This is a genomic window from Variovorax sp. YR752 (assembly GCF_943372545.1).
On record NZ_CALRZC010000115.1, the window covers coordinates 1 to 24,442 of the forward strand.

The following is a 24,442-nucleotide window of genomic DNA, read 5'->3' on the forward strand; positions in this document are numbered from 1 at the left end:
TCAGCTCGGGCGGCAGATCCTTCGGCTCGATCACCTGCGCCGGCGCCATCACGGTCAGCCAGTGGCAGATGTTCTCGAGCTGGCGCACGTTGCCGGGAAAGTCGAAGCGCATCAGCTTGGCCAGCGCCGCATCGGTGATGCGCTTGGCCTCGACACCGAGCTCGCGCGCGCTCTTCTGCAGGAAGAACTTCGCCAATGACGGCACGTCTTCGCGGCGCTCGCGCAGCGCCGGCAGGCGCAGGCGGATCACGTTGAGGCGGTGGAACAGGTCTTCACGGAACACGCCCTGCTTGACGCGATCCTCGAGGTTCTGGTGTGTTGCGGCGATCACGCGCACGTTGGCGCGCATCGGGTTGTGGCCACCGACGCGGTAGAACTGCCCATCCGACAGCACGCGCAGCAGGCGCGTCTGCAGGTCGAAGGGCATGTCGCCGATCTCGTCGAGGAACAGCGTGCCGCCGTCGGCCTGCTCGAAGCGGCCGCGGCGAGTGGTCTGCGCGCCGGTGAAGGCACCGCGCTCGTGGCCGAACAGTTCGCTCTCGAGCAGGTCCTTCGGGATCGCCGCGGTGTTGATCGCCACGAAGGGGCCGCTGGCGCGCGGGCTGTGCTTGTGCAGCGCCTGCGCCACCAGTTCCTTGCCGGTGCCGGACTCGCCGGTGATCAGCACGGTGACCACACTCTGGCTGAGCCGGCCGATGGCGCGGAACACGTCCTGCATGGCCGGCGCCTGGCCGAGCATCTCGGGCATCTGCGCCTGCGCGCCGTCTCGCACCTCCTCGCGCAGGCTCTCGTCGACGGCGCGGCGGATCAGCTCCACCGCCTTGGGCACGTCGAAGGGCTTGGGCAGGTACTCGAAGGCGCCGCCCTGGAAGGCGCTGACGGCGCTATCCAGGTCAGAGTAGGCGGTCATGATGATGACCGGCAGGCCCGGGTGCATCGCCTTCACCTTGGTCAGCAGTTCGATGCCCGAGCCACCCGGCATGCGGATGTCGGAGACCAGCACCTGCGGCTCGTCGTCCTCCATCGCCGCGAGCACGTCGCGCGGGTTGGTGAAGCTGCGCACGGCCAGTTCCTCGCGCGCCAGTGCCTTCTCCAGCACGAAGCGGATGGATTGGTCGTCGTCAACGATCCAGATGGGTTTCATGCCCTGCCTGTGGTGGCCGCCCTGTCCGCCCGGCGGCGGCGCTTCAAGGCAGCGGGATCACGATCTTGAACAGCGTCCGGCCCGGTTCGCTCTCGCATTCGATCGTGCCCTGGTGTTGCTGCACGAAGGTCTGCGCGAGGGTGAGGCCGAGTCCCGAACCGCCATCCCGCCCCGACACCAGAGGATAGAAGATGTGTTCGCGGATGGACTCGGGCACGCCCGGGCCGTTGTCCTGGATATGCAATTCCAGTGCCAGACGATAGCGCTGCTTGCCCAGCGTCACCTGCCGCGCGATGCGTGTGCGCAGCGTGATCATCGCGTCGCCGCTGACGATGCGCTCGCCCAGCGCCTGCGCGGCGTTGTGGGCGATGTTGAGCACCGCCTGGATCAGCTGCTCGCGGTCACCGCGGAAGTCGGGAATGGAGACGTCGTAGTCGCGCTCGACCTGCAGCCCGCGCGGGAACTCCGCCAGGATCAGCGAGCGCACGCGCTCGCAGACCTCGTGGATGTTGACGTCGCTGACCACGTGCGGCTTGCGGTGCGGCGCGAGCAGCCGGTCGACCAGCGCCTGCAGCCGGTCGGCCTCGTTGATGATGACCTGCGTGTACTCGGTCAGCGCACGGCTCTCGACTTCCATCTCGAGCAGCTGCGCCGCACCGCGGATGCCGCCCAGCGGGTTCTTGATCTCGTGGGCGAGGTTGCGGATCAGCTCCTTGTTCGCCTTGGCCTGGCCGAGTGCGCGCTCCTCGCGGTCCTGGCGCGTCTGCTGCTCGATCTCGACCAGTTCGAGCAGCACGTGCGGCGTGCCGTCCATCTGGTTGACGATCGCGTGCACCGGCAGCGCATCGCCGCCGGCCGGGCCGGGGCGGCGCAGCAGTGCCTCCATGCGGCTGGTCGCGAACTCGTTGCGCGCGACGGCAGCGACCGTGTCACGCAGGATGTCGGCGTCGACGAACCAGTCGAACAGCGAGCCGCGCTGCACGCTGCGGCGCGACAGGCCGAGCACGTTCTCGAACGATGCGTTGGCAAAGATGCAGCGCCCTTCGGGCGAGACCACGGCGACCATGGTCGCGAGGTGGTCGAACGCCGCGTAGGTGGTGGCGTCGGTGGCCGCGCCGATCTTCACGACGGCGGCAGCTTGGCCAGTTCGCGCTTGATGGCGGCGATGTCGCTCTCCTTGCGCGTGATCGCGGCCTTCATCTCGGCCGTGCGGTCGAGGTACTTCTGGTAGTTGCGCTCGTCGCCGCGGCGCTCGGGCTCGCCGTTGTTGTATTCCTTCTGCAGCTGCGCGAGCTTCTCCTCTTCCTTCTTCAGTTCGGACTCGAGGATGCGGCGGGCGTCGCCGTCGCGCGCTCGCTGCTGTGCCGGATCGACCTTGGCATCGGCCGGCCGCGTGCCGCTGGCCGCCGGCACCGGGTTGCCGGCGCGCGGGCGCTGGCCCTGGATGACGGTGATCGGCGCGCCTTCGAGCGGCTTGCAACCCTTGGCATCTGCTTCCTTGGCGCTGATGTCCGCACTGCTGGTGTACACATTGCCCGGGCAGCGGTAGACGGTGGCCTGCGCTGCTGCATGCTGCGGCCACAGCGTGACCATGGCCATCAGCGCCAGCAGACTCGATCGGAAACGGTGCATGCGTCGGACTCCTCGCCTGTGCAACGCCGCACCGGACGGTACGGCTGACAGGCAACCTGTGGCGATTGTCGCCCAGGGTCGGTGCGCAACAACGACGGAGAAGTTCCAGAAAAAAGGGACGGCCGCGGCCGTCCCTTCATCCCTGCGTGAAAAGATCACAGGGCGTAGTACATGTCGAACTCGACCGGGTGGGTGGTCATGCGGAAGCGGGTCACTTCCTGCATCTTCAGCTCGATGTAGGCGTCGATGTACGAGTCGGTGAACACGCCGCCCTTGGTCAGGAAGGCGCGGTCCTTGTCGAGGTAGTCGAGCGCCTGGTCCAGGCTGTGGCAGACGGTCGGGATCTTCGCGTCCTCTTCCGGCGGCAGGTGGTAGAGGTCCTTCGTGGCAGCCTCGCCCGGATGGATCTTGTTCTCCACGCCGTCCAGGCCGGCCATCAGCAGCGCGCTGAAGGCCAGGTACGGGTTGGCGGAAGGATCCGGGAAGCGCGCCTCGATGCGGCGGCCCTTCGGGTTCGGCACGTACGGGATGCGGATCGAGGCCGAGCGGTTCTTCGCCGAGTAGGCCAGCTTGACCGGCGCCTCGAAGCCCGGGACGAGGCGCTTGTAGCTGTTGGTGCCGGGGTTGGTGATCGCGTTGAGCGCACGGGCGTGCTTGATGATGCCGCCGATGTAGTACAGCGCGAACTCGCTCAGGCCGGCATAGCCGTCGCCGGCGAACAGGTTCTTGCCGTCCTTCCAGACCGACTGGTGCACGTGCATGCCCGAGCCGTTGTCGCCGACGATCGGCTTGGGCATGAAGGTCGCGGTCTTGCCGTAGGCGGCGGCGACGTTCGCGATGACGTACTTCTGCAGTTGCAGCCAGTCGGCGCGCTGCACCAGCGTGCTGAACTTGGTGCCGATCTCCATCTGGCCGGCGTTGGCCACCTCGTGGTGGTGCACCTCGACCGGGATGCCCAGCGATTCGAGGATCAGGCACATCTCCGAACGCAGATCCTGGCCGGCGTCGATCGGAGGCACCGGGAAGTAGCCGCCCTTGACCGACGGGCGGTAGCCGCTGTTGCCGTGCTCGTAGTCCTTGCCGGTGTTCCAGGCCGCTTCCTCGGCTTCGATCTTGACGAAGCAGCCGGACATGTCGACGTTCCAGCGCACGTTGTCGAAGACGAAGAACTCGGGCTCCGGGCCGAAGTAGGCCGCGTCACCCAGGCCGCTGGCCTTCATGTAGGCCTCGGCCCGGCGGGCCAGCGAGCGCGGGTCGCGCTCATAGGGCTTGTGGTCGGTCGGATCGATGACGTCGCAGGTCAGGATCAGCGTCGGTTCTTCGAAGAACGGGTCGATGTTGGCAGTATTCGGGTCGGGCATGAGCGTCATGTCCGAGGCCTCGATGCCCTTCCAGCCGGCGATCGAGGAACCGTCGAAGGCGTGACCCGAGGTGAACTTGTCTTCGTCGAAGGCGGAGACAGGCACGGACACGTGCTGCTCCTTGCCGCGGGTGTCGGTGAAGCGGAAGTCGACGAACTTGACCTCGTTCTCCTTCACCATCTTCATCACGTCGGCGACGGTCTTGGCCATCAAAGATCTCCTGGCTGGATGCGTGTGGATTGGTTGGATGTGCGGGCGGTTACCCTGCGGACGGAGCCCGGGGGCCCGAAAAGCGCACAGGAATGTAGCAGAAGGCATGCCAACAACTGCGCACCTGCGGAGGCCGGCGCCTCTACTCCCGGGAGCGCCTCAGCGAGCGGCGCACCACCGGCGCGCACGCTTGCGCACCACTTTGGTTCTTCCTGTCGGGGCGTCAACGCACCAGTTCGGGGCCGAGCTGCGCGCCGTGCTCGTGCAGGCCGTGCAGCAACTCGGCATACGCGGCATTCATGTGGGCCGCCTCGCCCTTGACGCCCAACTCGATGTGCCGGCCCCATTGCGGGTGGTCCACGCTCGGCAGGCTGAACACCTTGATGCCGGGAAAGCGCGCCTCGACGGCCTCCATCAGCGGCGTCAGCGTCGCCTCCATCGCGCCGAAGACGATCACCGACTTCTCGCGCACGTCGACCCGGCGGTGCTGCTTCGCGCAGTGGGTGTCGAGCACCCATTCGATCATCGGCCAGGCCATCACCGGAAAGCCGGGCACGAAGAACACGCCGCCCTCGCCATCGGTCGCGTGCAGGCTGAAGCCGGCGATCTTGTTGTACGGATTCGGGATGATGCGCGCGCCCTCGGGAAACACGCCCATGTTCAGACGATGAACGTTGTCGGGGCGGTCGGGCTCGTAGGGCACGCCCTGCTCTCGCGCGATGTCCTGCATGCGCTCGCGGATCAGCGCCTCGGCCTGCGGGTGCAGGGCGAGCGGCCGGCCGAGTGCGTGGCCAGCGCACTGGCGCGTGTGGTCGTCCGGCGTGGCACCGATGCCGCCGCAGGAGAACACCACGTCACCACGCTCGGCGTCGGCGAAGGCGTCGCGCAGGTCGGCGGTGATGCGTTCGGGATCGTCGCCCACGTAGCGCGCCCAGGCCAGCGACAGTCCGCGTGCATTGAGCAGGTCGATCACCTTGGGCAGGTGCTTGTCGGCGCGCTTTCCGGAGAGGATCTCGTCGCCGATGATGATCAGGCCGAAGTTCATGGCGGGGGCAGCATCTCGAGGGTGGGGAATGGCGGCGGTGCCGGGGGTGCCGCCGGCGGCGGCTCGCGCTCGGCTCGCAGCGCCTCCAGCGCCGCCAGCGCGTAGTGCGCGAACCACAGCGCGGCGAAGGCGAACACCAGTGTGTAGATCCAGATCGCTGCCGGCACCAGCACCGGCGCGAGTGCGACCACCATCACGCCCGAGGCCCAGATGAGCCCCGGCGCCGCACCGAGGTAGCCGGCCATCACGCCCATCGCCAGCAGCGTCGGCCGGTGGCGGCGCACGACTTCCAGCCGCTCCTCGCGGCTGGCATGCTCGGCCAGCACGTCGTAGCTCAGCACGCGGTAGGTCAGCCAGCCCCAGATCAGTGGCGGCAGCACCAGCACCAGCGGCGGCACCAGCCACAGCGGCACCGAGATCACCAGCGCCAGCAGTGCGATCAAGGTCGCCAGCAGGGCGACCAGCACGCCGGTCCACATCGAGCCGCCGCGGCGCCGCTCCAGCGTGGCGAAGCGACGCTCTGCCACGAGGTGCAGCATCGACGGCGTCATCAGCACCGACACCGCCAGCAGCGCGACGATCACGATCACCGGCGTGGCCAGGAAGACCACGATCAGCGGCGCCAGCGCCGACTTCAGCCCGGCCAGGCCGAAACGCTCCAGCCAGGTGAACAACGAGGTGACGAGCGACCAGCTCTCCAGCGTCGCGTTGACCGTGTCGATGGCGCGGTCCCAGAACAGGTAGCCGAGGCCGAGCGCGCCCACCACCATCAGCACCAGCGGCAACACCGACAGCGCGATGACGCGCGGGTGCAGGCAGTAGGCAGCAGCGCGCCAGAACGAATCGAGCAACAGCTTCATCGTGGCGCGCCTTCGCTCATCAGCGCAGGTTGCCGGTGTGGCCGAGCGAGTAGCGCCCCGGCTGCGGCCAGACCGTGAGCCCGTGCGGTTCCGCGCCGACCTTGACCTGCTTCACCTCGCCGTTGGCGGTGTCGAAGCGGTAGATCACGTCGTCGTAGCGCGCGGCCAGCCAGAGGTGCTTGCCGTCGGCACTGACGTTGCCCATGTCGGGGCTGCCACCGCCGGGCACCGCCCAGCGCGCCACCACCTTCTCGGTGGCGAAATCGATCACCGTGACCCCACCGTCGCCCAGCCTGGAGCCGTGGATCTTGTGCGAGCCGCGGTTGGCGACATAGAGCTGCCGGCCGTCGCGGCTCGGGTACAGGCCGTGGGCCCCCAGGCCAGTCTGGATGAAGCCGACCTGCTTGAAGCTGTCGCCCTCGATGATGTGCACGCCATCGGCATGCATGTCGGCGATGTAGAAACGCCTGCCGTCCGGCGAGATGCGGATGTCCTGCGGCATGCCCTTGGTGACGGTGCAGACCTCGCTCTCGCCCGGCTCCCACACCTTGCCCGCCGGCGTGCGCGCCGCGCCCGGCCTCTCCTTCAGGCGCGTGGCCGGCATCTGCAACTTCAGATAGCCGAGCACCTTGCGTTCGACCAGGTCGACCTTGGCCAGCGTGCCGGCGAACTCGCAGGTGAAGATCGCATAGCGGCCGTCGATCGAGAAGTCGGCGTGGTTGACGCCCGGACAGCCCGGCACGTCGATCGAGTACTGCTCGGCCATCGTGTTCGGATCGCGGAAGTCGAGCCGCTTGCGCGCCTCGGCGACGACGATCGCCGACTTGCCGTCGGGCGTGAAGTACATGTTGTACGGGTCGTCGACCATCACCGCCTTGCCCGGCTTGGCCGTCTTCGGATCGACCGGCGTCAGGCTGCCGTCGGTACGGCCCTCGGCGTTGTTCGTCACCCACAGCGTGCGCAGGTCCCAGGACGGCACGATGTGCTGCGGGCTGATGCCGACCTTGAATCGGTCGATCACCTTCATCGCCTGCGGATCGACGACGTAGACATCGTTGGAGCGCAGGTTGGGCACGTAGATGCGCTCGAGATCGCCCCGCAGCGCCGGACTGATCGCTGTAGCCGTCTCGCTGTAGACGTTCTTCGGGTTGGGCACCGGCGGCATGCCGGGCATTGTCTTGATCGGGGCGGCGGCCACGGCAGGCGCGCTCGCCGGCGCGGGGCCCTGGGCCTGACCCACCGCCCAGGCACTCATGCCGGCCAGCAGGGTCACGGCCAGCGCCGTGCGCCGGTTCCGCGGAGATTCGATACGGTCAACCATGTCTGTCGCTTGATCTGATGAGAGTCGTCAGACCTGATTGTCAACGAGCCGCGATACGCGCTCGGATGGCGGCCACGCTCGCCTCGACGATATGCTCGGCGCCCAGGCGGCCGAGCTCGACGCTGGAGCGGCGCGGGTCGCCGCTCACACCGGGCCGCTCGGCCGATGTGGAGGTGCGCCCGAGCCAGTCGCGGCGCACCAGCGACTCGTCAACCGCCAGCGCCAGCGAGGTGTCGGCGAGGCCGGCATGCTGGCCGATCTCGTCGGCGCCGAAGCCGCGTGCGGCGAGCAGCTGAGCATGACCCTGCTGCGCGGCGCGGTAGTACTCGCCAAGCGCATGCACGCGGCAAGCCGGGCCTGCGGCGCGCCGATTGAGCTTCGCGGCCACTCGCTCCTCGCTCTTCTGGTAGCCGCCGTGGTCGCCGAGGAACACCACCTCGCGCAGGCCGTGGTGGCACAGGCTGCGCGCGGCCCCCTCCAGGACGGCCTCGAACGCCGGCTCGGGGATCGACAGCGTGCCGGGGTAGCGCATGTGCGCCACCGGCGGCTCGATGCGCCCCTCGGGCACGTAGGTCATCACCGGTGCAACCAGGGTATGGCCGAGGCGCTGCGCGATGCGTTCGGCCAGCACGCGCACGCGCAGGTTGTGCTTGCCCAGCACCATGTGCGGGCCGTTCTGCTCGGTGCCGCCGATCGGCACCAGCACCGTGGTGGCGCCTGCGGCGATGCGATCACGCAGCTCGGTCGAGGTCAGCGCCTCCAGCTGCACCTCCGGCGCCGCCGTGGCCAGCGCCGGCAGGAAGACGACGAGCCACGGCAGGGCGAGCCAGCGGCTCGCCGCCCGGCAGCTACTCATCGTCTCCGCCGAGCACACCGCCGAGCAGGCCACCGGCGCCGAATCCGCCCAGCACCGAGCCCTCGCCGCGGCCGCCGCCGCCGGTCTGCGGCGCCGCCGCGAACACGCGCGAGGCCAGGCGCGAGAACGGCAGGCTCTGCAGCCACACCGTGCCCGGGCCGGTGACCTTGGCGAAGAACAGGCCCTCGCCGCCGAACAGCGCGGTCTTGATCTTGCCGACGTACTGGATCTCGAAGTTAACGCCGGGCGTCATCGCCACCATGCAGCCGGTGTCGACCATCAGCGTCTGGCCCGCCTGCAATTCGCGCCGCACGACGGTGCCGCCGGCATGCACGAAGGCCAGGCCGTCGCCTTCGAGCTTCTGCATGATGAAGCCCTCGCCGCCGAAGAAGCCGACCGACAGCTTCTGCTGGAAGTGGATGCCCAGCGACACCCCGCGCGCCGCGCACAGGAAGGCATCCTTCTGGCAGATCAGCATGCCGCCGAGCTGGCGCAGGTCCATCGGCAGGATCTTGCCCGGGTACGGAGCGGCGAAGGCGACACGCTGCTTGGCCGACACTTGGTTGGTGTAGACCGTCGTGAACAGCGACTCGCCGGTGACCAGCCGCTTGCCGGCGCCGAGCAGCTTGCCGAAGAAGCCGCCCTGCTGCGGGCCGCCGTCGCCGAACACGGTGTCCATCTGGATGCCGGCGTCCATGAACATCAGGCTGCCGGCCTCGCCGACGGCCGCTTCGCCGGGGTCGAGCTCGACCTCGACGAACTGCATTTCCGAACCCTTGATCTCGTAGTCCACCACGTCCATGGCCATGTCGCCTTCTCCTTGCTGCTTGATCCGGGATACCCCGAGGCGGCCGCGATGGTAACGACTCTTGGTGACCCCTAACCTGATCCCCCCTAAGGGGTAGCGCGGCGAACGCACCGCGGCGCCAGAATGAACGGTTGCCGCACCCGCCCCATGGACCTGCACCTGCCCACCCTGCTCACCGTCTGCGTCGCCGCCGTGGCCACCTCGGCCGGCGTGATGACGCTGTACGGCAGCACGCAACGCACCTACCGCGGCTTCGGCTGGTGGTTGCTGGCGCAGTGGCTGCTCGCGCTGGGTTGCGTGCTGCACCTGTTCCGCGACACCCAACCCGAGTTGCTGCCGCTGGCCAACCTGCTGCTGCTGCAGTGGCCCATCGCCGTGCTTGCCGGCATGCGCCACTTCTGCTCGCGTCACCCCAGTCCCGTGCCGGCCCTGCTGGACTGGCTGCTGCTGGCGCTCGCCTTCCTGGTCTGGCTGGCGACCTGGGCCGCAGACGGCTCGCTGTCCGAGCGCGTCGCCGCCTTCGCCGGCGGCGCCTGCGTGCTGCACGTCTACACGGCCGTGTTCGTCTGGCGCATGGCGGAGGCGCGCAGCAGCGCGGCGATGCGGCTGCTCGTCGGTGTCGACCTCGCCGCCGCAGCGGTGCAGGCGGTTCGATTCGCGGTCGCCGTGTCCGGGCCGGACGGCGGCGTTCCCGGCAACGCGCTCCTGCTGGCCAGCGGTCTCGTGATCGTGGTCTCGTCGCTGGTGATGGTCTACCTCGCGCTGATGCTCACCAACGAACGCAGCGAGAGCAACCTGCGCGCGATGCACCGCAAGCTGCGCTACCTGGCCGACATCGACATGCTCACCCGCGTGCCCAACCGCCGCCGCTTCCACGAACTCGCCGACCAGGCCCTGGCCGCAGCGGCGCGCCCGCCGTGCGCGCTGATGATGTTCGACATCGATCACTTCAAGCACATCAACGACCTGCTCGGCCACGCCACCGGCGACGAGGCGCTGCGCCAGGTGGCGCGCTGCGTGCGCGATTCGCTGCGCACCCAGGACGTCGCCGGCCGGCTGGGCGGCGACGAGTTCGCCGTGCTGCTGCCCGAGACCAGCGTGCACGACGCGATGACCGTGGCCTCGCGCATCGTCGCCCGCCTGTCCGACCGCCAGGTCGCACCCACCCTCGCGCCGGTCAGCCTGAGTTTCGGCGTGGTGCAACTGCAGCCCGGCGAGACGATTGCCGAAGCCCTGCGCCGCGCCGACCAGGCCCTGTACGAGGCCAAGCGGCAGGGCCGCAGCCGCGCGGTGACGGCCTTCGGCGAAGAGTCGAGGCCGGTCTTCGGCGAGAGCCGCTCGCTCGGCCTGCCCGGCTTCTAGTGTCCGTGACGCCCCGCGCAGGGCGATAGACTGGCGCATGCCCGACACCGCGACCTTGAACGCGCCGACCGGCGAGCCGCCGCGCCCGGGCGACAGCTATGTGCAGTCGTTCGCGCGCGGCCTCGCGGTGATCCGATCCTTCGACGCCAGCGCGCCGCAACAGACGCTCACCGAGGTGGCGCAGCGCACCGGCCTGACCCGCGCCGGCGCGCGCCGCATCCTGCTCACGCTCGAGGGCCTGGGCTACGTGAGCAGCCAGGGCCGGCAGTTCAGCCTGACGCCGAAGATCCTCGACCTCGGCTTCGCCTACCTGTCCTCACAACCGCTGTGGAACCTCGCCGAGCCGGTGATGGAGAAGCTGGTCGAGGACGTCAAGGAGTCCTGCTCGGCCGCGGTGCTCGACGGCGCCGACATCGTCTACGTTCTGCGCGTGCCGACGCACAAGATCATGAGCATCAACCTCGGCATCGGCAGCAGGCTGCCTGCCACCAGCACCTCGATGGGCCGCACGCTGCTGGCCGAGTTGCCCGAGGCCGCGCTCGACGAACTGCTGCGACGCCACCCGCCGCCGGCACACACCGCGCTGACGATCACCGACCCGGCCGTGCTGAAGGCAGAACTGGCGCGGGTGCGCGGCCAGGGCTGGTGCCTGGTCGACCAGGAGCTGGAGGAAGGGCTGGTGTCGCTGTCGGTGCCGATCCGCGACCGCGGCGGCCGCGCGATCGCGGCGATGAACATCAGCGGCCAGGCGGCGCGCACCTCGGCGCGGCAGATGGCCGAACAGTTCCTGCCGCGCCTGCAGGAAGCCGCGGCACGGATCTCGCAGATGCTGCAGATGAAGGCCTGAGGACGGCTGCCCTGGCCACTCCCGTGGAGACCGATTGATCCATCTTCTCAACCTGCTCGCCGCCATCGCCCTGCTGGTGTGGAGCACGCACCTCGTGCGCACCGGCATGCTGCGGGTGGCCGGCGAGAACCTGCGCGGCGTGCTCGCGCGCAGCTTCAGCAACCGCCTCAGTTCGCTGGCCGCCGGACTGGGCGTGACCAGCCTGGTGCAGTCGGCCACCGCCACCTGCCTGATCGTCGCCAGCTTCGTGGGCAAGGGGCTGGTGACCAGCGCGGCCGCACTGGCGGTGATGCTCGGCGCCGACGTCGGCAGCGCAATGATGGCGGTGGTCTTCTCGTTCGACCTGTCCTGGCTGTCGCCGCTCTTGATCTTCGCCGGCGTGGTGATGTTCACCTCGCGGCAGAACACCGGGATCGGTCGAGTCGGCCGGGTGCTGATCGGCCTCGGGTTGATCACGCTGGCGCTGCAGCTGATCGTCGAGGCGACCACGCCGTTGACGCAGTCGCCGGCCGTTCGCGCCCTGCTCGCCTCGCTGCCCAGCGAGGTGCTGCTGGACATCGTGGTCGGCGCCGTGCTGACGGTGATGTCCTACTCGAGCCTGGCGATCGTGCTGCTCACCGCGACGCTGGCCGGCTCGGGCATCCTGCCGGCGAACGTCGCGCTCGGGCTGGTGCTGGGCGCCAACCTGGGCAGCGGCTTCCTGGCGCTGATCGCCACCGCGGGCGCCTCGCCGCAGGTGCGCCGCCTGCCGCTGGGCAACCTGATCTTCAAGGGCCTGGGCGCGGCGATCGCCATCCCGCTGCTGCCGCAGGCGCATGTCTGGCTGCAGCTGACCGGTGCCGCGGTGCACGAGCAGGTGGTCTGGTTCCACTTCGGCTTCAACGTCGTGCTGGCGCTGCTGTTCATCAGCTTCACCGGCGTGGTCGGCCGCCTGGTCGAGCGCGTCCTGCCCGAGCCCCGCCTGGGTGCCGACGCCGCGCGGCCGCGCCACCTCGACCCGGTGGCGCTGTCCACGCCCTCGCTGGCGATCAGCTGCGCGGCACGCGAGGCGCTGCACCAGGCCGACGTGGTCGAGACCATGCTGCGCGGCATCCTGCCGGTGATCAAGCACAACGACCTGGTGCTGGCCGAGCAGCTGCGCAAGATGGACGACACCGTCGACGAGCTGTACTCGGCGATCAAGTTCTACCTGACGCAGATCTCGCGCGAGGCGCTGTCCGAGCGCGAGAGCCGGCGCTGGACCGACATCCTCTCCTTCACGATCAACATGGAGCAGATCGGCGACGTGATCGAGCGCGTGCTGCAGGACGTCGAGGACAAGAAGATCCGCAAGAGCCGCAGCTTCTCCGAAGCCGGCCTGGCCGAGATCAGCCACCTGCACGAGCGGCTGCTGGCCAACCTGCGCCTGGGCATGAGCGTGTTCCTCGACGGCCACGTGCGCGACGCCAAGAAGCTGCTCGAGGAGAAGGCGCATTTCCGCGACCTCGAGCGCGAGTACGCCGGCAGCCACATCGCCCGGCTGCAGGACAACACCGCGTCGAGCATCGAGACCAGTTCGCTGCACCTGGACCTGATCAGCGACCTCAAGCGCATCAATTCGCACATCTGCTCGATCGCCTACCCGATCCTCGACTCTGCCGGCGTGCTGTCGCAGACTCGAATCCGCCACTCCAAGCTGGCCGAACTCCCGGGCGACGAGAACAACCGCTGACGCGGCGCGGCGCCGAACCGGCCCGTGGCCGCCGTGCGCCGGATTTGACAAGCCACGCGTCTGCGTTGACAAAGTTCAAGTGCCCCTGCGAGCCGGGCGCTAGACTGGGTTCGCGTCAAGGTGTAGTCGGGGGACTGATGGTGCATTGCGGTATGCCGACGGCAAGAATCGTCTGGACCTGTGCCGCTGTGGTGCTCGCCGGGCTGGCATCGTCCGCCGCGAGAAGCGCCGAAACCGAGGACCGGCCAGGCCCACCGGCCGCCCGCGACGTGGCCGACATGGACATCTCCGAACTGGTGAACGTTCGCGTCTCGCCCTTCGACGTGTCCAGCCACCTCGACCGCGGCTACCGCGCCTCGAATGCCGTGTCCGCCTCGCGCTTCGATGCGCCCGTGCGCGACCTGCCGTTCGCCATCCAGGCCTTCACCGGGCCGTTCATCCGGGATCAGTCACCGCGCGACATCCACGACATCGCGCGCTACTCGCCGGGCGTGACCTACCGCAGCAACGACTTCAACGAAGGCAACGCCAACCTCGCCATCCGCGGATTCACCGTCAGTGCAGTGCCGGGCGGCACGCAGATCCTGCGCGACGGCTACGTCGGCCCCTCCTTCTTCGACTTCACCAACATCGCGCGCGTCGAGGTGGTCAAGGGCCCCTCCTCCTTCCTGTACGGGCAGGTGGCTCCAGGCGGGATCGTCAACATCATCACCAAGAGCCCGCAGGCGCGTTTCGAGGCCACCGGCGAGGCCGGCTTCGGCTCCTACGGACAGTACCGCGCCCGGGCCGACGTGACCGGCCCGGCCTCGAGCACGCTGCGCTACCGCCTCGCCGCCTCGCACGACCAGGACATCCACTACTGGGATCCGTACGACGCGCATTCGCGCAACTTCTCGCCGGCGCTGTCGTGGCAGCCCAGCGAGCGGGTCAACGTGTCGCTCAGGTACGAGAACTTCCGCAAGCTCGAAGCGCCGCAGCTCATGCAGAAGCCGGGCTACGGGCGCCAGCGCGGCGTGGTGCCGACGCCGTCCGACCCCAACCTGTCGGGCGTCGACGTGCCCGGCCTGCCGGACACCTGGAACAGCATGTCCGACGTCGACTACCGGCGCAGCGAGAGCGAGGCGCTGAACGCCTGGATCGATGTCGAGGCCGGCGAGCACTGGCACCTGCGCGGCGGCTATGCGAAACAGAACTACAGCACCGACATGCTGTTCTCGGGCAACCTCGGCATGCCCGACAACACGACCTTCCTGCAGGGCCGGCGCCTGCGCGCGCAGGTCTACATCAATCGCGACGAGACCCTGTCGGTCGACGCGGTGGGCCGCTACCAGTTGGGCGCCGCCAGCCTGCGCGTCCTGCTGGGCGCGCAGCACGTCCGGCGGCGCTTCGACAACTGGGCCGCCCAGGCGCCGAACGACCCGGCGCTGGGCAGCGACCCGATCGCATCGCCCTTGCCGCTGTGGGACCTGCGCGACCCGTCGACCTGGAACCGCCAGGTCGACATTCCGCGCTCGGCGCTCACGGAGAACCCGGCCGATCGCCGCTCCGAGGCGCATGACCAGTCGGTGTACGCCGGCAGCACGCTGGGCCTGTTCGACGAACGGCTGCTGCTGCTGGCCGGCTGGCGGCTGACCACCACGCGAAACACGCTCGACAACCGCCTCACGCAGCAGGTCGACCGGATCGATGCGCGAAAGGGCACGCCGCAGCTGGGCGTGCTGTACAAGATCGACCCCGGCCTCGCGCTGTTCGCTTCCTACGCCGAGTCCTTCGTGCCCGGCGCGGCCATCCTCAACCGCGTCGATGGCTCCACCGCCGCGGCCGAGCCCAGCGAGGGCAAGGGCTTCGACCTCGGGGTGAAGGCCGTGCTGCTGGACGGCCGCGTCGCCGGCACGCTGAGCATCTTCGACCTGCGCAACCGCCGCATCGTCAACGACCTGGCCCAGACCAACTCGGCCGGCGCCGTGGAGATCTTCAACCTGCAGAGCGGCGAGCAACGCTCGCGCGGCGTCGAGCTCGACCTGACGCTGACGCCCGCGCCCCGCTGGCAGCTCTACCTGTCCTACAGCTACATGGACGCGCGCATCGTCGAAGTCACCGGCGACGACGCCAGCGTGCTCGCGCAGGACCCTGCCACGCTGGATGCCGCCGGCCAGATCAACTACAAGAACGTCAGCCTGCTGCACGGCGCCCGGCTGCAGATGAGCGCGCCGCATCTGGCCAACCTGTGGACACGCTATGACTTCGCCGCGGGCACCCTCGGCGGCGCCTACCTCGGCGGCGGCCTGAACATCGTGCGCGACCAGACGCTGCTGCCCGACGGGCCGCCCTCCTCGCGGCAGAGCTACACGCTGGTCAATCTGCTCGCCGGCTACTCGTGGCTCGCGGACGGATCGCGGATGAGCGTGGAGCTGGCGGGCAAGAACCTCGGCGGCGCGACCTACCGGCCGTCGCAGAGCACGCGCGCGCGTCCGCGCGAGTTCCTGCTCACGCTGCGGGCCACCCTGTGACGGAGCGCCGGCTGTCGCCGTCGATTCGACGGGCAACCGCAGCATGGTTGCTCGTTGCGCAGAGTCTGTTCGCCAGCGCGGCTGCACAGGCGCCGCCGGCGGAGCAACCCGCCCGGGTCGAAGCCGCATTCGTGCGCAACTTCGCCCGCTACGTGTCCTGGCCGACACGTGCCTTCGCCGGCGAGCACTCGCCGTGGCTGGTCTGCGTGCTCGGCAACGACCCGCTCGACGCCGTGCTGGAGAGCACTCTGCAGGGCCGCACCGAACAAGGCCGCGCCTTCCAGGTCGTGCGCGCCGCCAGGCTGGAGCAGCTCCCGCCGTGCCAGATCGTCGTCGTCGACTTCCCGCACGCTGCGCAGCGGCGCGCCGCGCTGTCCGAGCTGAGCAGGCGTCCCGTGCTGACGGTGGGCCGTGCACCGGAGTTCCTCGACGAAGGCGGCATTGTCCGCCTGATCACCGGCGAGCGCATCGAGATGAGCATCAACCTCGACCAGGCGCGCGCCGCCTCGCTGACCATTCCGGCCAAGATGCTGGAGGTCTCGCGCGAGGTCCTGGAGAACGGCACCCTGAGGAGGTGGCGATGATCCCGTGGCGGCCGGCGGGCATCCGCGGACGGCTGGCGCTGGCGCTGTTCACCGCCGCTGCGCTCGCCTTCGCGGCGGCCGGCGGAGGCTTCCTGCTGTTCGATCGCCTGACGCTCGAAGGCCGGGCCCGCAGCGTGGTGGAACCGTATGCCGAGCTGCTGTCCGTCGGGGCCGAGGCCGCCGTTGCTTTCGGCGATGCGGCGCGGGCACAGGAAGTCCTCGAGACGCTGCGAGCCAACCCGCAGATCCTCGAGGCCCAGATCGTGATGGCCAACGGCCGCGAGCTGGCCCGCTACAGCACGCGGCCGCAGGCGGCACGCCCGGGCATGCCGCAGCGTCCCGACGGCGTGCTGCTGTCGCCCGACCGGCACACAGCAGACCTGGTGCAGAGCCTTCAAGACGGCGCCCGGCTGCACCTGGTCATGCACCTGGGCGAGCTGCAGCGGCAGACCCAGGAGGCGCTGCTGACGCTCGCCGCCGGCACGATCGTCCTGCTGGCCGGCATCGCGTTCGGCCTCCTCGCCGCCCTGCAGCGCAGCATCGTCGGCCCGATCGCGGCGCTGGCCCATGCGGTGGACCAGGTGGGCACGCGCGCCGACTACGCTGCCCGCGTCCCGGTGGCCGGGGCGGACGAGGTCGCGCGGCTGGGCCAGGGCTTCAACACGATGATGCAGACCATCGCCGATCGCGACGCCGAATTGCGCCGGCTCTCGGCCATGCATCGCACCGTGCTCGAAAACGTCGGCTCGGGCATCATTTCGGTGGCGCCGGACGGTGTGGTGAGCACCTTCAACCGCGCGGCCGAACGCCTGACCGGCTACTCGGCGGCCGAGGTGGTGGGCAAGATGACGCCCCAGGCCTGGCACGACCCGCAGGAGGTGGCGCGTCGCGCACGCGAGTTGAGCGCCGAACTCGGCGAGCCCGTCGCCGCCGGCATGGAGACCTTCTTCGCCCGCGCAAGGCGCAACCTGCCCGAAGCGGGCGAGTGGAGCTTCATCCGCAAGGACGGCTCGCGCCTGCCGGTCCACCTGACGGTGACGGCCAAGCGCAGCGACACGAACGAGATCATGGGCTTCATCGGCCTGGTCTCCGACCTCACCGAACGCAAGCAGGCCGAGGCCGCGCAGCGCCGCTACCAGGACGAACTCGAGCGCACCGTGCAGCAGCGCACGGCCGAACTGCAGCAGGCGCGCGATGCGGCCGAGGCGGCCAACAGCGCGAAGAGCAGCTTCCTCGCCAACATGAGCCACGAGATCCGCACGCCGATGAACGCGATCCTCGGCATGTCGGCGCTGGCGCTGCAGGGCGAGCTCGCACCGCAGCAGCGCAACTACGTCCACAAGGCGCATGCGGCGGCGCAGTCGCTGCTGGGCATCATCAACGACATCCTCGACTTCTCGAAGATCGAGGCCGGCAGGCTGGAGGTGGAGTCGATTCCGTTCTCGCTCGACGAGTCGATGGAGAACCTCGTCAGCGTGCTGGGCATGCGCGCGGAGCAGGCGGGGCTGGAGCTGCTGCTGGACATGCCCGCGCGGCTGCCGACCGCACTGATCGGCGACCCGACCCGGCTCGGCCAGATCCTGCTCAATCTCGGCAACAACGCGGTCAAGTTCACGCCTCAGGGCGAGGTCACGCTCGTGCTGCGGGTGCTGTCGTGCGACAGCGCGTCTGCGCAGCTGCTGTTCGAGGTGCGCGACACGGGGATCGGCATGAGCGCCGAGGTGCAGCAGCGGCTGTTCCAGCCCTTCTCCCAGGCCGACGCCTCGACCAGCCGCCGCTATGGCGGCACCGGTCTCGGGCTGGCGATCAGCCAGCACCTGGTGCGACTGATGGGCGGGGAGCTGAAGGTCGACAGCGCGCCGGGGCGTGGCAGCCGTTTCAGCTTCGCCCTGCGCTTCGGGCTGCAGACCGACGCCCCCGCGCCCGCGCCACCCGAGTGCCGTGCCCAGGCCCTGCGAGGCACGCGGGTGCTGGTCGTCGACGACAACGCCGCCGCGCGCGACCTGCTCACGGCGTCGTGCACGGCGCTGGGCCTTCGCGCCGACGCCGCGGCCAGCGCCGAGGAGGCGCTGAAGCGGGTGGCACAGGCCGATGCGCTGGACGCCCCTTATCAGTTGCTGCTGCTCGACTCCGGCATGCCCGGCATGGACGAGACCGCATTGATGGCCGCCGTGGGCCAGCGCGAAGCGCCGAGCGCTGCGATCCCGGTCATCCTGATGGCAACGGCCCTGTCGCGCGAGGCGACGCTGCAGCGCCTGAGCGAACGGGAGATGGCACCGGCCGCGCTGCTGGCCAAGCCGGTCACCCCCTCGTCGTTCGTCGACGCCTGCCACGCGGCGCTCGGCACTGCCTTCGCCGTCTCCGAGCATGCCGACCTGCCGGAGCCCGTCGTCCCCGCCGACCCGCGCGCCGGCCTGCGCGGTGCGCGCATCCTGCTGGTCGAGGACAACGAGATCAACCAGGAAGTGGCATTGGCCGTGCTCGGCAGTGCCGGCATCGAGGTCAGCGTGGCGGGCAACGGTCGGGAGGCACTGGACCTGCTCGGGCAGCACGACTTCGACGCCGTGCTGATGGACTGCCAGATGCCAGTGATGGACGGCTACGAGGCCACGCGGGCGCTGCGCCGGATGCCGATCCGCAGATCGCTGCCGGTGATCGCGATGACCGCCAATGCCATGGTGGGCGACCGCGACGCGGCGATCGCCGCCGGCATGAACGACCACGTCGCCAAGCCCATCAACGTGGACGAGATGTTCGCGACGCTCGCGCGCTGGGTGTCGGCGGACTCGCGCAGGCCCGGCGCCAGCTCAGCGTGACGTGTCCAGCTCCCGCGCGTGGGCGTGGATGAGTGCCGCCTCCAGCGTGTAGCGGCCGGCGGCGAGGTCGGCGTCCAGCCTGGCGGCGTCCACGCAGGCGAATCCGGCCACCTCGCCGTCCTGGTTGGCCGGCTGCAGCCGCCGCGGCAGCACCGCCTGGAACAGCGTGGCACGCTCGACCATGTAGCCCTCGTCCACCGGCCGGCGGATCTGCAGGTGGCCGAGCGGCTGCAGCCCGTCCAGCTCGGCCAGGCGCAGCCCGGCCTCTTCCCAGGTCTCTCGCTCCAGCGTCGTCATGACGCTCTCGCCGGCGGCCATCAGCCCGCCGACCAGCGTGTCCCACATCCCCGGGTCGGTCGCCTTGTCGAAGGCGCGCTGCTGCACCCAGTAGCGGCCGTCGGCATGGCGGCCGACCAGGTGCACCGCGTGCGTGGTGATGCCCAGCGGGCGCACCGCAGCGCGTTCGATCGCACCGTGCGCCCGCCCTTGCGCATCGGTCACCGGCAGCAACTCGCCGCGCCAGCGGCTGGCCAGCCCCTGCTCGTGCAGCCACTGCGCCAGGTCGGCGAGCGTGTCGTCGTCGTGCGAGGTGATCTGCCAGGCGCCATCTTCCGGGCGCAGCGGCAGGCCGGCGTCGGCCATGCGCTGCCCGACGCCGGGCTCGATCGAGCCGATCTCGGCCTTGCCAAGGCGCAGCGGCTCACGCGGCCGCAGCGGCGGCTGCGCGGCGCGTCGGCGCAGTTCGTCCAGCCAGGAGGGATCGTTCACGACGAGGCCTCCGCGAGCAGGGCACGCAGGCCGGCTTCGTCGAGCACCGTGACCCCCAGCTCGCGCGCCTTGTCGAGCTTGCTGCCGGCCTCCTCGCCCGCCACCACGTAGTGGGTCTTCTTCGACACCGAGCCGCTGACCTTGCCGCCGGCGGCTTCGATCAGGTCCTTCGCCTCGTCGCGCGACAGCGTCGGCAGCGTGCCGGTCAGCACCAGCGTCTTGCCGGCCAGCGGCTTCGGGCCAGCATCGGGCTGAACGCCCTCGTGCTCGGCCCAATGCACGCCGACCGCGCGCAACTGCTCGACCACCTCGCGGTTGTGCGGCTGCTCGAAGAAGGTGCGGATGCTCTGCGCCACCACCGGGCCGACGTCGTTGACGTCCAGCAGCTGTTCGACGCTCGCCTCCATCACCCGGTCGATGCCGCCGAAGTGTTTCGCCAGGTCTTTCGCCGTCGTCTCGCCGACGTGGCGGATGCCCAGGCCGTAGAGGAAGCGCGCCAGCGTGGTCTGCTTGCTCTTCTCCAGCCCGGCGAGCAGGTTGGCCGCGCTCTTCTCGCCCATGCGCTCGAGCGCCGACAGCTTGGCCAGGCCGAGCGTGTACAGCTCGGGCAGCGTGCGCACGATGCCGGCGTCGACAAGCTGCTCGACCAGCTTGTCGCCCAGGCCCTCGATGTCCAGCGCGCGGCGCTGCGCGTAGTGCAGGATGGCCTGCTTGCGCTGCGCCGGGCAGTACAGCCCGCCGCTGCAGCGCCAGTCGACCTCGCCTTCCTCGCGGGCGATGGCGCTGCCGCAGACCGGGCATCTGCCGCCCAGCCGCTTGTACAGGTCGAAGGGTTCGCCGACGTCGGCCGGACGCCGCTCCAGCACCACGCCGACCACTTCCGGAATGACGTCGCCGGCGCGGCGCACGATCACCGTGTCGCCGATGCGCACGTCCTTGCGCCGCGTCTCGTCCTCGTTGTGCAGCGTCGCGTTGCTGACCGTCGTGCCACCGACGAACACCGGCTCCAGCTTGGCCACCGGCGTCAGCTTGCCGGTGCGGCCGACCTGGATGTCGATGTCACGCAGCAGCGTCATCTGCTCCTGCGCCGGATACTTGTGCGCCACCGCCCAGCGCGGCTCGCGCGAGACGAAGCCGAGGCGCTGCTGCAGCGCCCGCGAGTTCACCTTGTAGACCACGCCGTCGATGTCGAAGGGCAGCGCATCACGCCGCTCGCCCATCGCGCGGTGGAAGTCGACCAGCCCCGGTGCACCCTGCAGCACGGCACGGTCGGCACAGACCGGCGTGCCCATCGCCTGCAGCGCATCGAGCAGCGCCGCGTGCGTGGCCGGCACCTCCCAGCCCTGCACCTCGCCGAGGCCGTAGGCGAAGAAGCTCAGCGGCCGCGAGGCGGTCACCGCCGGGTCGAGCTGGCGCACTGCGCCGGCGGCGGTGTTGCGCGGGTTGACATAGGTCTTCTCGCCCTTCTGCCGCTGCGCCTCGTTGAGCGCCTCGAAGTGATCGCGGCGCATGTAGACCTCGCCGCGCACTTCGAGCACCGGGGCGTCGCAGCCCGTCAGGCGCAGCGGAATCTGCCCGATGGTGCGGATGTTCTGCGTGACGTCCTCGCCGGTCTCGCCGTCGCCGCGCGTGGCCGCCTGCACCAGCACGCCGCGCTCGTAGCGCAGGTTGATGGCCAGGCCGTCGAACTTCAGCTCGGCGGCGTATTCGATGGGCGGCGCGTCGTCGGCCAGCTCGAGTTCGCGGCGCACACGCGTGTCGAAGGCGATCGCGCCGGTCGCCTCGGTGTCGGTCTCGGTGCGGATCGACAACATCGGCACCGCATGGCGCACCGGCTCGAAGCCGGCCAGCACCTTGCCGAGCACACGCTGCGTCGGCGAGTCGGCCGTCAGCAGCTCGGGGTGCGCGGCCTCGAGGGCCTGCAGCTCCTGGAACAGGCGGTCGTACTCGGCGTCGGGAATTTGCGGTGCGTCGAGAACGTAGTAGAGGTGGGCATGGCGGTTCAAGGTCGCGCGCAGCTCGGCGGCGCGCGCCGCGGGTTCGTCGTTGACTCGTGTCATGCGGCGATTCTGCGACATCGGGTCGCGCGCCTCACGAGTTCGGGGGATGGCGCGGCGCCCCAGAGCACCTATCGTCACCCAGCCACTGCGGAGCCTGCCGATGAAGGTTTCTTCGTACCATGCCCCGGCGCACGTCGTCGCCCCGGATGTCTCGCGGCGCCTGCCACGGCCGCGCCTGCTGCGCAGCGTCGCGCAGGCGCTGGATTCCTGTGGTGCGCTGTGGCTGGCCGCGCCGCCCGGCAGCGGCAAGACGACGCTGGCCGCGGCCCATGCCGGTGCCACGCGCTGCGCCCTGTGGCTGCGCGCCGACGCCGGCGACGCCGACGCAGCCAGCCTGCACCTTCATCTGCGCGAGGCGCTCGCCCAGGCTTGCGGCGAGCAAGCCGCTGCTGCCATGCCCGCGCCGACACCGCCGCAGGCCGCCTCGCCCGCGCACCTGCTGCGCCACCTCGCGCGCGAGCTGTTCACCGCCCTGCCCGCCGGGGCGCTGGTGGTGATCGACGAACTGCAGGCGATCGGTGACGCCGAAGCCATCGCTGCGACCGCGCAGGCGCTGATCGACGAGCGCCGCGCCGGGCAGTCGCTGCTGCTGCTGTCGCATGAGGCGCCGCCGGTGGCCCTGTCGCGCGCACTCGCTGCCGGCCGGCTGGCCGAGTTCGATGCGCGCGAACTGGCCTTCGATGCCGACGAGACTGCGGCCTGGCTGGCGCGCTGCGGCGCGGCCGCCCCGTCGCCGGGCCAGGCTCAGGCCCTGCACCAGCGCAGCCTCGGCTGGCCGGCCGCGGTGGCCCTGCTGATGCAGCCGCGCGGCGAGCGCCGGCTGCAGGCGCTGATCGAGGATGCGATATGGCCGCTGATCCCGCCGCGGGCGCAGGCTGCATTGCAGGGCACCGCCTGGCTGCCGGTGCTCGACGGCGACGACGCCGATCCGGCCCTGCTCGACGATCTGGCGCAACGCGCGCTGCTCGTCGAGCGGCTGGTCGATGTACCGCCACGCTGGCGCGTGCACGGCCTGCTGCGCGAGTTCCTGCAGGAGCGCGAAGCACGCGAGCTGGCACCCGACGCCGTCGCGCAGCGCCAGGTCGCAGCGGCCCGCCGCCTGGGCGAGCGCGGCGACGCCGATGCGGCACTGGCCGCCTGGTGTGCCGCCGGTCGGGCCGACCCACGCTGCTGGCCCGAGCTGGACCGATGGCTGTGCAGCATCGCGCCGGCCTGGCTGGCCGCCTCGCGCCATGCCGCGCTGCGCAGCGCCGCGCTGGCCGTGCCGGCGCCGCAGCGCAGCGCGCAGCTCTGGCTGCGCCTGGCCCAGGCCGAGTCGCTGCGCGACCCGGCCGCCGGCCGCGCCTGCGCCGACGAAGCGCTGCAGCGCCTGCCCGAGGGCGAGGTCGCACTGCGCCAGCAGTGCCATGCGCTGGCCATCGCCAGCCACTTCCAGGCCTTCGACGACACCCGCCCGCTCGCTGCGCGCGTGGCCGCACTGCAGGCCCTGCAGGACAGCCCCGAGCTGCACGACGCTGCGCCGGCGCAGCACGCCACGCTGGCCGTCGCCGTGTGGAGCGCGCTGTTCCTGCGCGACCCGGCGCACCCGGCCTGCGCCGTCTGGCACGAGCGGGTTCGCACGCTGCTGCACGAGGATGTCGACCCCAACCTGAAGGTGCGCGCGGCGATGCTGCTGGCCAAGCAGGCCTGGTACCTGGGCCGCCTGGCCGATGTGCGCACGCTGCCCGAGCAGGCCCGTGCCGAGCTGGCACGGCCCGGCGCAGCGCCCTACGCGCGGCTGCTGTGGGGGCTGCTGCGCCAGTACGGTGCCTGGGCCGATGGCGACTGGTCTGCCGGCCGGGCGGCCACGCAGGACGCGCTGGCCTACGCCGAGGACTGTGGCATCCACCTGCTCGACCAGCATCTGCGCCTGCACGGCGCCTGCTTCGCGGCCCTGCAGGGCGATGGCGATGCGGCGCAGGCGCAGCTCGACGCCGTGGCGGCACGGGCCGACGCGTCACGGCGCATGGAGGCCTGGCACCACTTCAGCGTGCGCGGCTGGCTGGCGCTGTGGCGCGGCGACGCCGTCAACGCCGATGCGGCGCTGCGGGTGGCTGTCGAGGCCGGGCAGGCGATGGGGCCGGCCCCGCAGGCGATGGCGCTGGCGGCGCGCGCCCACGCGCTGCAGTCGCTCGGCGAGGTGGCGGCGCTGCGCACGGCGCGGCGCGAACTCGCGGCCCTGGAGGCCCAGGGCGGCAATCCGCTGGCGGCCATGCACGCGCTGCTGCTCGACGCCCACACCGCCTTGTCGATGGGCGACCGTGACGGCGCCCTGTCACGCGCAGGCCGCGCGCTGGCCAGCGCCCGGGTCCAGGGCCTGGCCGCCTGGTTCGGCGCCGCGCCGCAGAGCCTGGCCGAACTGCTCTGGCTGGCGCTGGACAACGACGTCGAGACCGCCACCGCCACGCGCATCGCCCGCAGCATGCGGCTCGCTGCACCCGCCGGCGCCGGCGAGGCCTGGCCCTGGGCCGTGAAGGTGCACACCCTCGGCCGCTTCGAGATCGAGGG

At 70.4% G+C, this 24,442-nt stretch carries 18 protein-coding genes; 7 read left to right on the top strand and 11 right to left on the bottom strand.

Annotation, left to right across the window (positions count from 1 at the left end; all coding sequences use genetic code 11):
• The 9 genes from ntrC to AAG801_RS23955 all read right to left on the bottom strand — a co-directional run.
• On the bottom strand, window positions 1-1,144 hold a 1,144-nt coding region (gene ntrC / locus AAG801_RS23915; protein WP_341890609.1), incomplete at its 3' end, for a nitrogen regulation protein NR(I).
• A gap of 43 nt (window positions 1,145-1,187) precedes the next feature.
• The gene (gene glnL / locus AAG801_RS23920; protein ID WP_341890610.1) at window positions 1,188-2,270 is read right to left on the bottom strand and encodes a nitrogen regulation protein NR(II); all 1,083 of its coding nucleotides are present in this window, start codon (window positions 2,268-2,270) and stop codon (window positions 1,188-1,190) included.
• Window positions 2,267-2,743 carry a hypothetical protein gene (locus AAG801_RS23925; protein ID WP_341890625.1) on the bottom strand — a complete coding sequence of 159 codons (477 nt, stop codon included), beginning with the start codon at window positions 2,741-2,743 and terminating at the stop codon, window positions 2,267-2,269. Before AAG801_RS23925 ends, glnL begins: the two co-directional genes overlap by 4 nt.
• 188 nt (window positions 2,744-2,931) lie before the next feature.
• Window positions 2,932-4,347: a type I glutamate--ammonia ligase gene (gene glnA, locus AAG801_RS23930; protein ID WP_341890611.1), complete on the bottom strand. Its 1,416-nt coding sequence runs from the start codon at window positions 4,345-4,347 to the stop codon at window positions 2,932-2,934.
• A 223-nt stretch (window positions 4,348-4,570) separates the two neighbouring features.
• Window positions 4,571-5,392: a molybdopterin-binding protein gene (locus tag AAG801_RS23935; RefSeq protein WP_341890612.1), complete on the bottom strand. Its 822-nt coding sequence runs from the start codon at window positions 5,390-5,392 to the stop codon at window positions 4,571-4,573.
• Window positions 5,389-6,252 (bottom strand): EI24 domain-containing protein, encoded by an 864-nt coding sequence (locus AAG801_RS23940; protein ID WP_341890613.1) that lies wholly within the window; start codon window positions 6,250-6,252, stop codon window positions 5,389-5,391. The genes AAG801_RS23935 and AAG801_RS23940 overlap by 4 nt, the downstream gene beginning before the upstream one ends.
• Before the next feature lie 19 nt (window positions 6,253-6,271).
• On the bottom strand, window positions 6,272-7,507 hold the full coding sequence (locus tag AAG801_RS23945; RefSeq protein WP_341890626.1) for a hypothetical protein: 1,236 nt from the start codon (window positions 7,505-7,507) through the stop codon (window positions 6,272-6,274).
• Between the two features lie 106 nt (window positions 7,508-7,613).
• Complete coding sequence (locus AAG801_RS23950; RefSeq protein WP_341890614.1) at window positions 7,614-8,429, bottom strand: creatininase family protein; 816 nt, start codon at window positions 8,427-8,429, stop codon at window positions 7,614-7,616.
• Window positions 8,422-9,237, bottom strand: a complete 816-nt coding sequence (locus tag AAG801_RS23955) for a TIGR00266 family protein (protein WP_341890615.1) — start codon at window positions 9,235-9,237, stop codon at window positions 8,422-8,424. The genes AAG801_RS23950 and AAG801_RS23955 overlap by 8 nt, the downstream gene beginning before the upstream one ends.
• A 147-nt stretch (window positions 9,238-9,384) precedes the next feature.
• On the opposite strand from AAG801_RS23955, the gene AAG801_RS23960 reads away from it, so the two are divergent.
• The 6 genes from AAG801_RS23960 to AAG801_RS23985 all read left to right on the top strand — a co-directional run bounded on the left by AAG801_RS23960 (window position 9,385) and on the right by AAG801_RS23985 (window position 19,067).
• Window positions 9,385-10,599 carry a GGDEF domain-containing protein gene (locus AAG801_RS23960; RefSeq protein WP_341890616.1) on the top strand — a complete coding sequence of 405 codons (1,215 nt, stop codon included), beginning with the start codon at window positions 9,385-9,387 and terminating at the stop codon, window positions 10,597-10,599.
• Window positions 10,600-10,636: 37 nt separating this feature from the next.
• The gene (locus AAG801_RS23965; protein WP_341890617.1) at window positions 10,637-11,446 is read left to right on the top strand and encodes an IclR family transcriptional regulator; all 810 of its coding nucleotides are present in this window, start codon (window positions 10,637-10,639) and stop codon (window positions 11,444-11,446) included.
• A gap of 34 nt (window positions 11,447-11,480) precedes the next feature.
• Window positions 11,481-13,157: a Na/Pi cotransporter family protein gene (locus AAG801_RS23970; protein WP_341890618.1), complete on the top strand. Its 1,677-nt coding sequence runs from the start codon at window positions 11,481-11,483 to the stop codon at window positions 13,155-13,157.
• A gap of 152 nt (window positions 13,158-13,309) precedes the next feature.
• Entirely contained in the window at window positions 13,310-15,667 is a 2,358-nt protein-coding gene (locus AAG801_RS23975) for a TonB-dependent receptor (protein WP_341890619.1), read from the top strand.
• Window positions 15,664-16,251 carry a YfiR family protein gene (locus AAG801_RS23980; protein ID WP_341890620.1) on the top strand — a complete coding sequence of 196 codons (588 nt, stop codon included), beginning with the start codon at window positions 15,664-15,666 and terminating at the stop codon, window positions 16,249-16,251. The genes AAG801_RS23975 and AAG801_RS23980 overlap by 4 nt, the downstream gene beginning before the upstream one ends.
• Window positions 16,248-19,067 carry a response regulator gene (locus AAG801_RS23985; RefSeq protein WP_341890621.1) on the top strand — a complete coding sequence of 940 codons (2,820 nt, stop codon included), beginning with the start codon at window positions 16,248-16,250 and terminating at the stop codon, window positions 19,065-19,067. Before AAG801_RS23980 ends, AAG801_RS23985 begins: the two co-directional genes overlap by 4 nt.
• On the opposite strand, the gene AAG801_RS23990 is transcribed toward AAG801_RS23985, so the two are convergent.
• Both AAG801_RS23990 and ligA read right to left on the bottom strand, forming a co-directional pair.
• Window positions 19,059-19,835, bottom strand: coding sequence for an NUDIX domain-containing protein (locus AAG801_RS23990; RefSeq protein ID WP_341890622.1), 777 nt, complete (start codon window positions 19,833-19,835; stop codon window positions 19,059-19,061). The two genes, AAG801_RS23985 and AAG801_RS23990, sit on opposite strands and share 9 nt — an antisense overlap.
• Window positions 19,832-21,895, bottom strand: coding sequence for an NAD-dependent DNA ligase LigA (gene ligA, locus AAG801_RS23995; protein ID WP_341890623.1), 2,064 nt, complete (start codon window positions 21,893-21,895; stop codon window positions 19,832-19,834). The genes AAG801_RS23990 and ligA overlap by 4 nt, the downstream gene beginning before the upstream one ends.
• A gap of 100 nt (window positions 21,896-21,995) precedes the next feature.
• On the opposite strand from ligA, the gene AAG801_RS24000 reads away from it, so the two are divergent.
• Window positions 21,996-24,442: hypothetical protein (locus tag AAG801_RS24000; RefSeq protein WP_341890624.1), on the top strand; the 2,447-nt coding region annotated here is incomplete at its 3' end.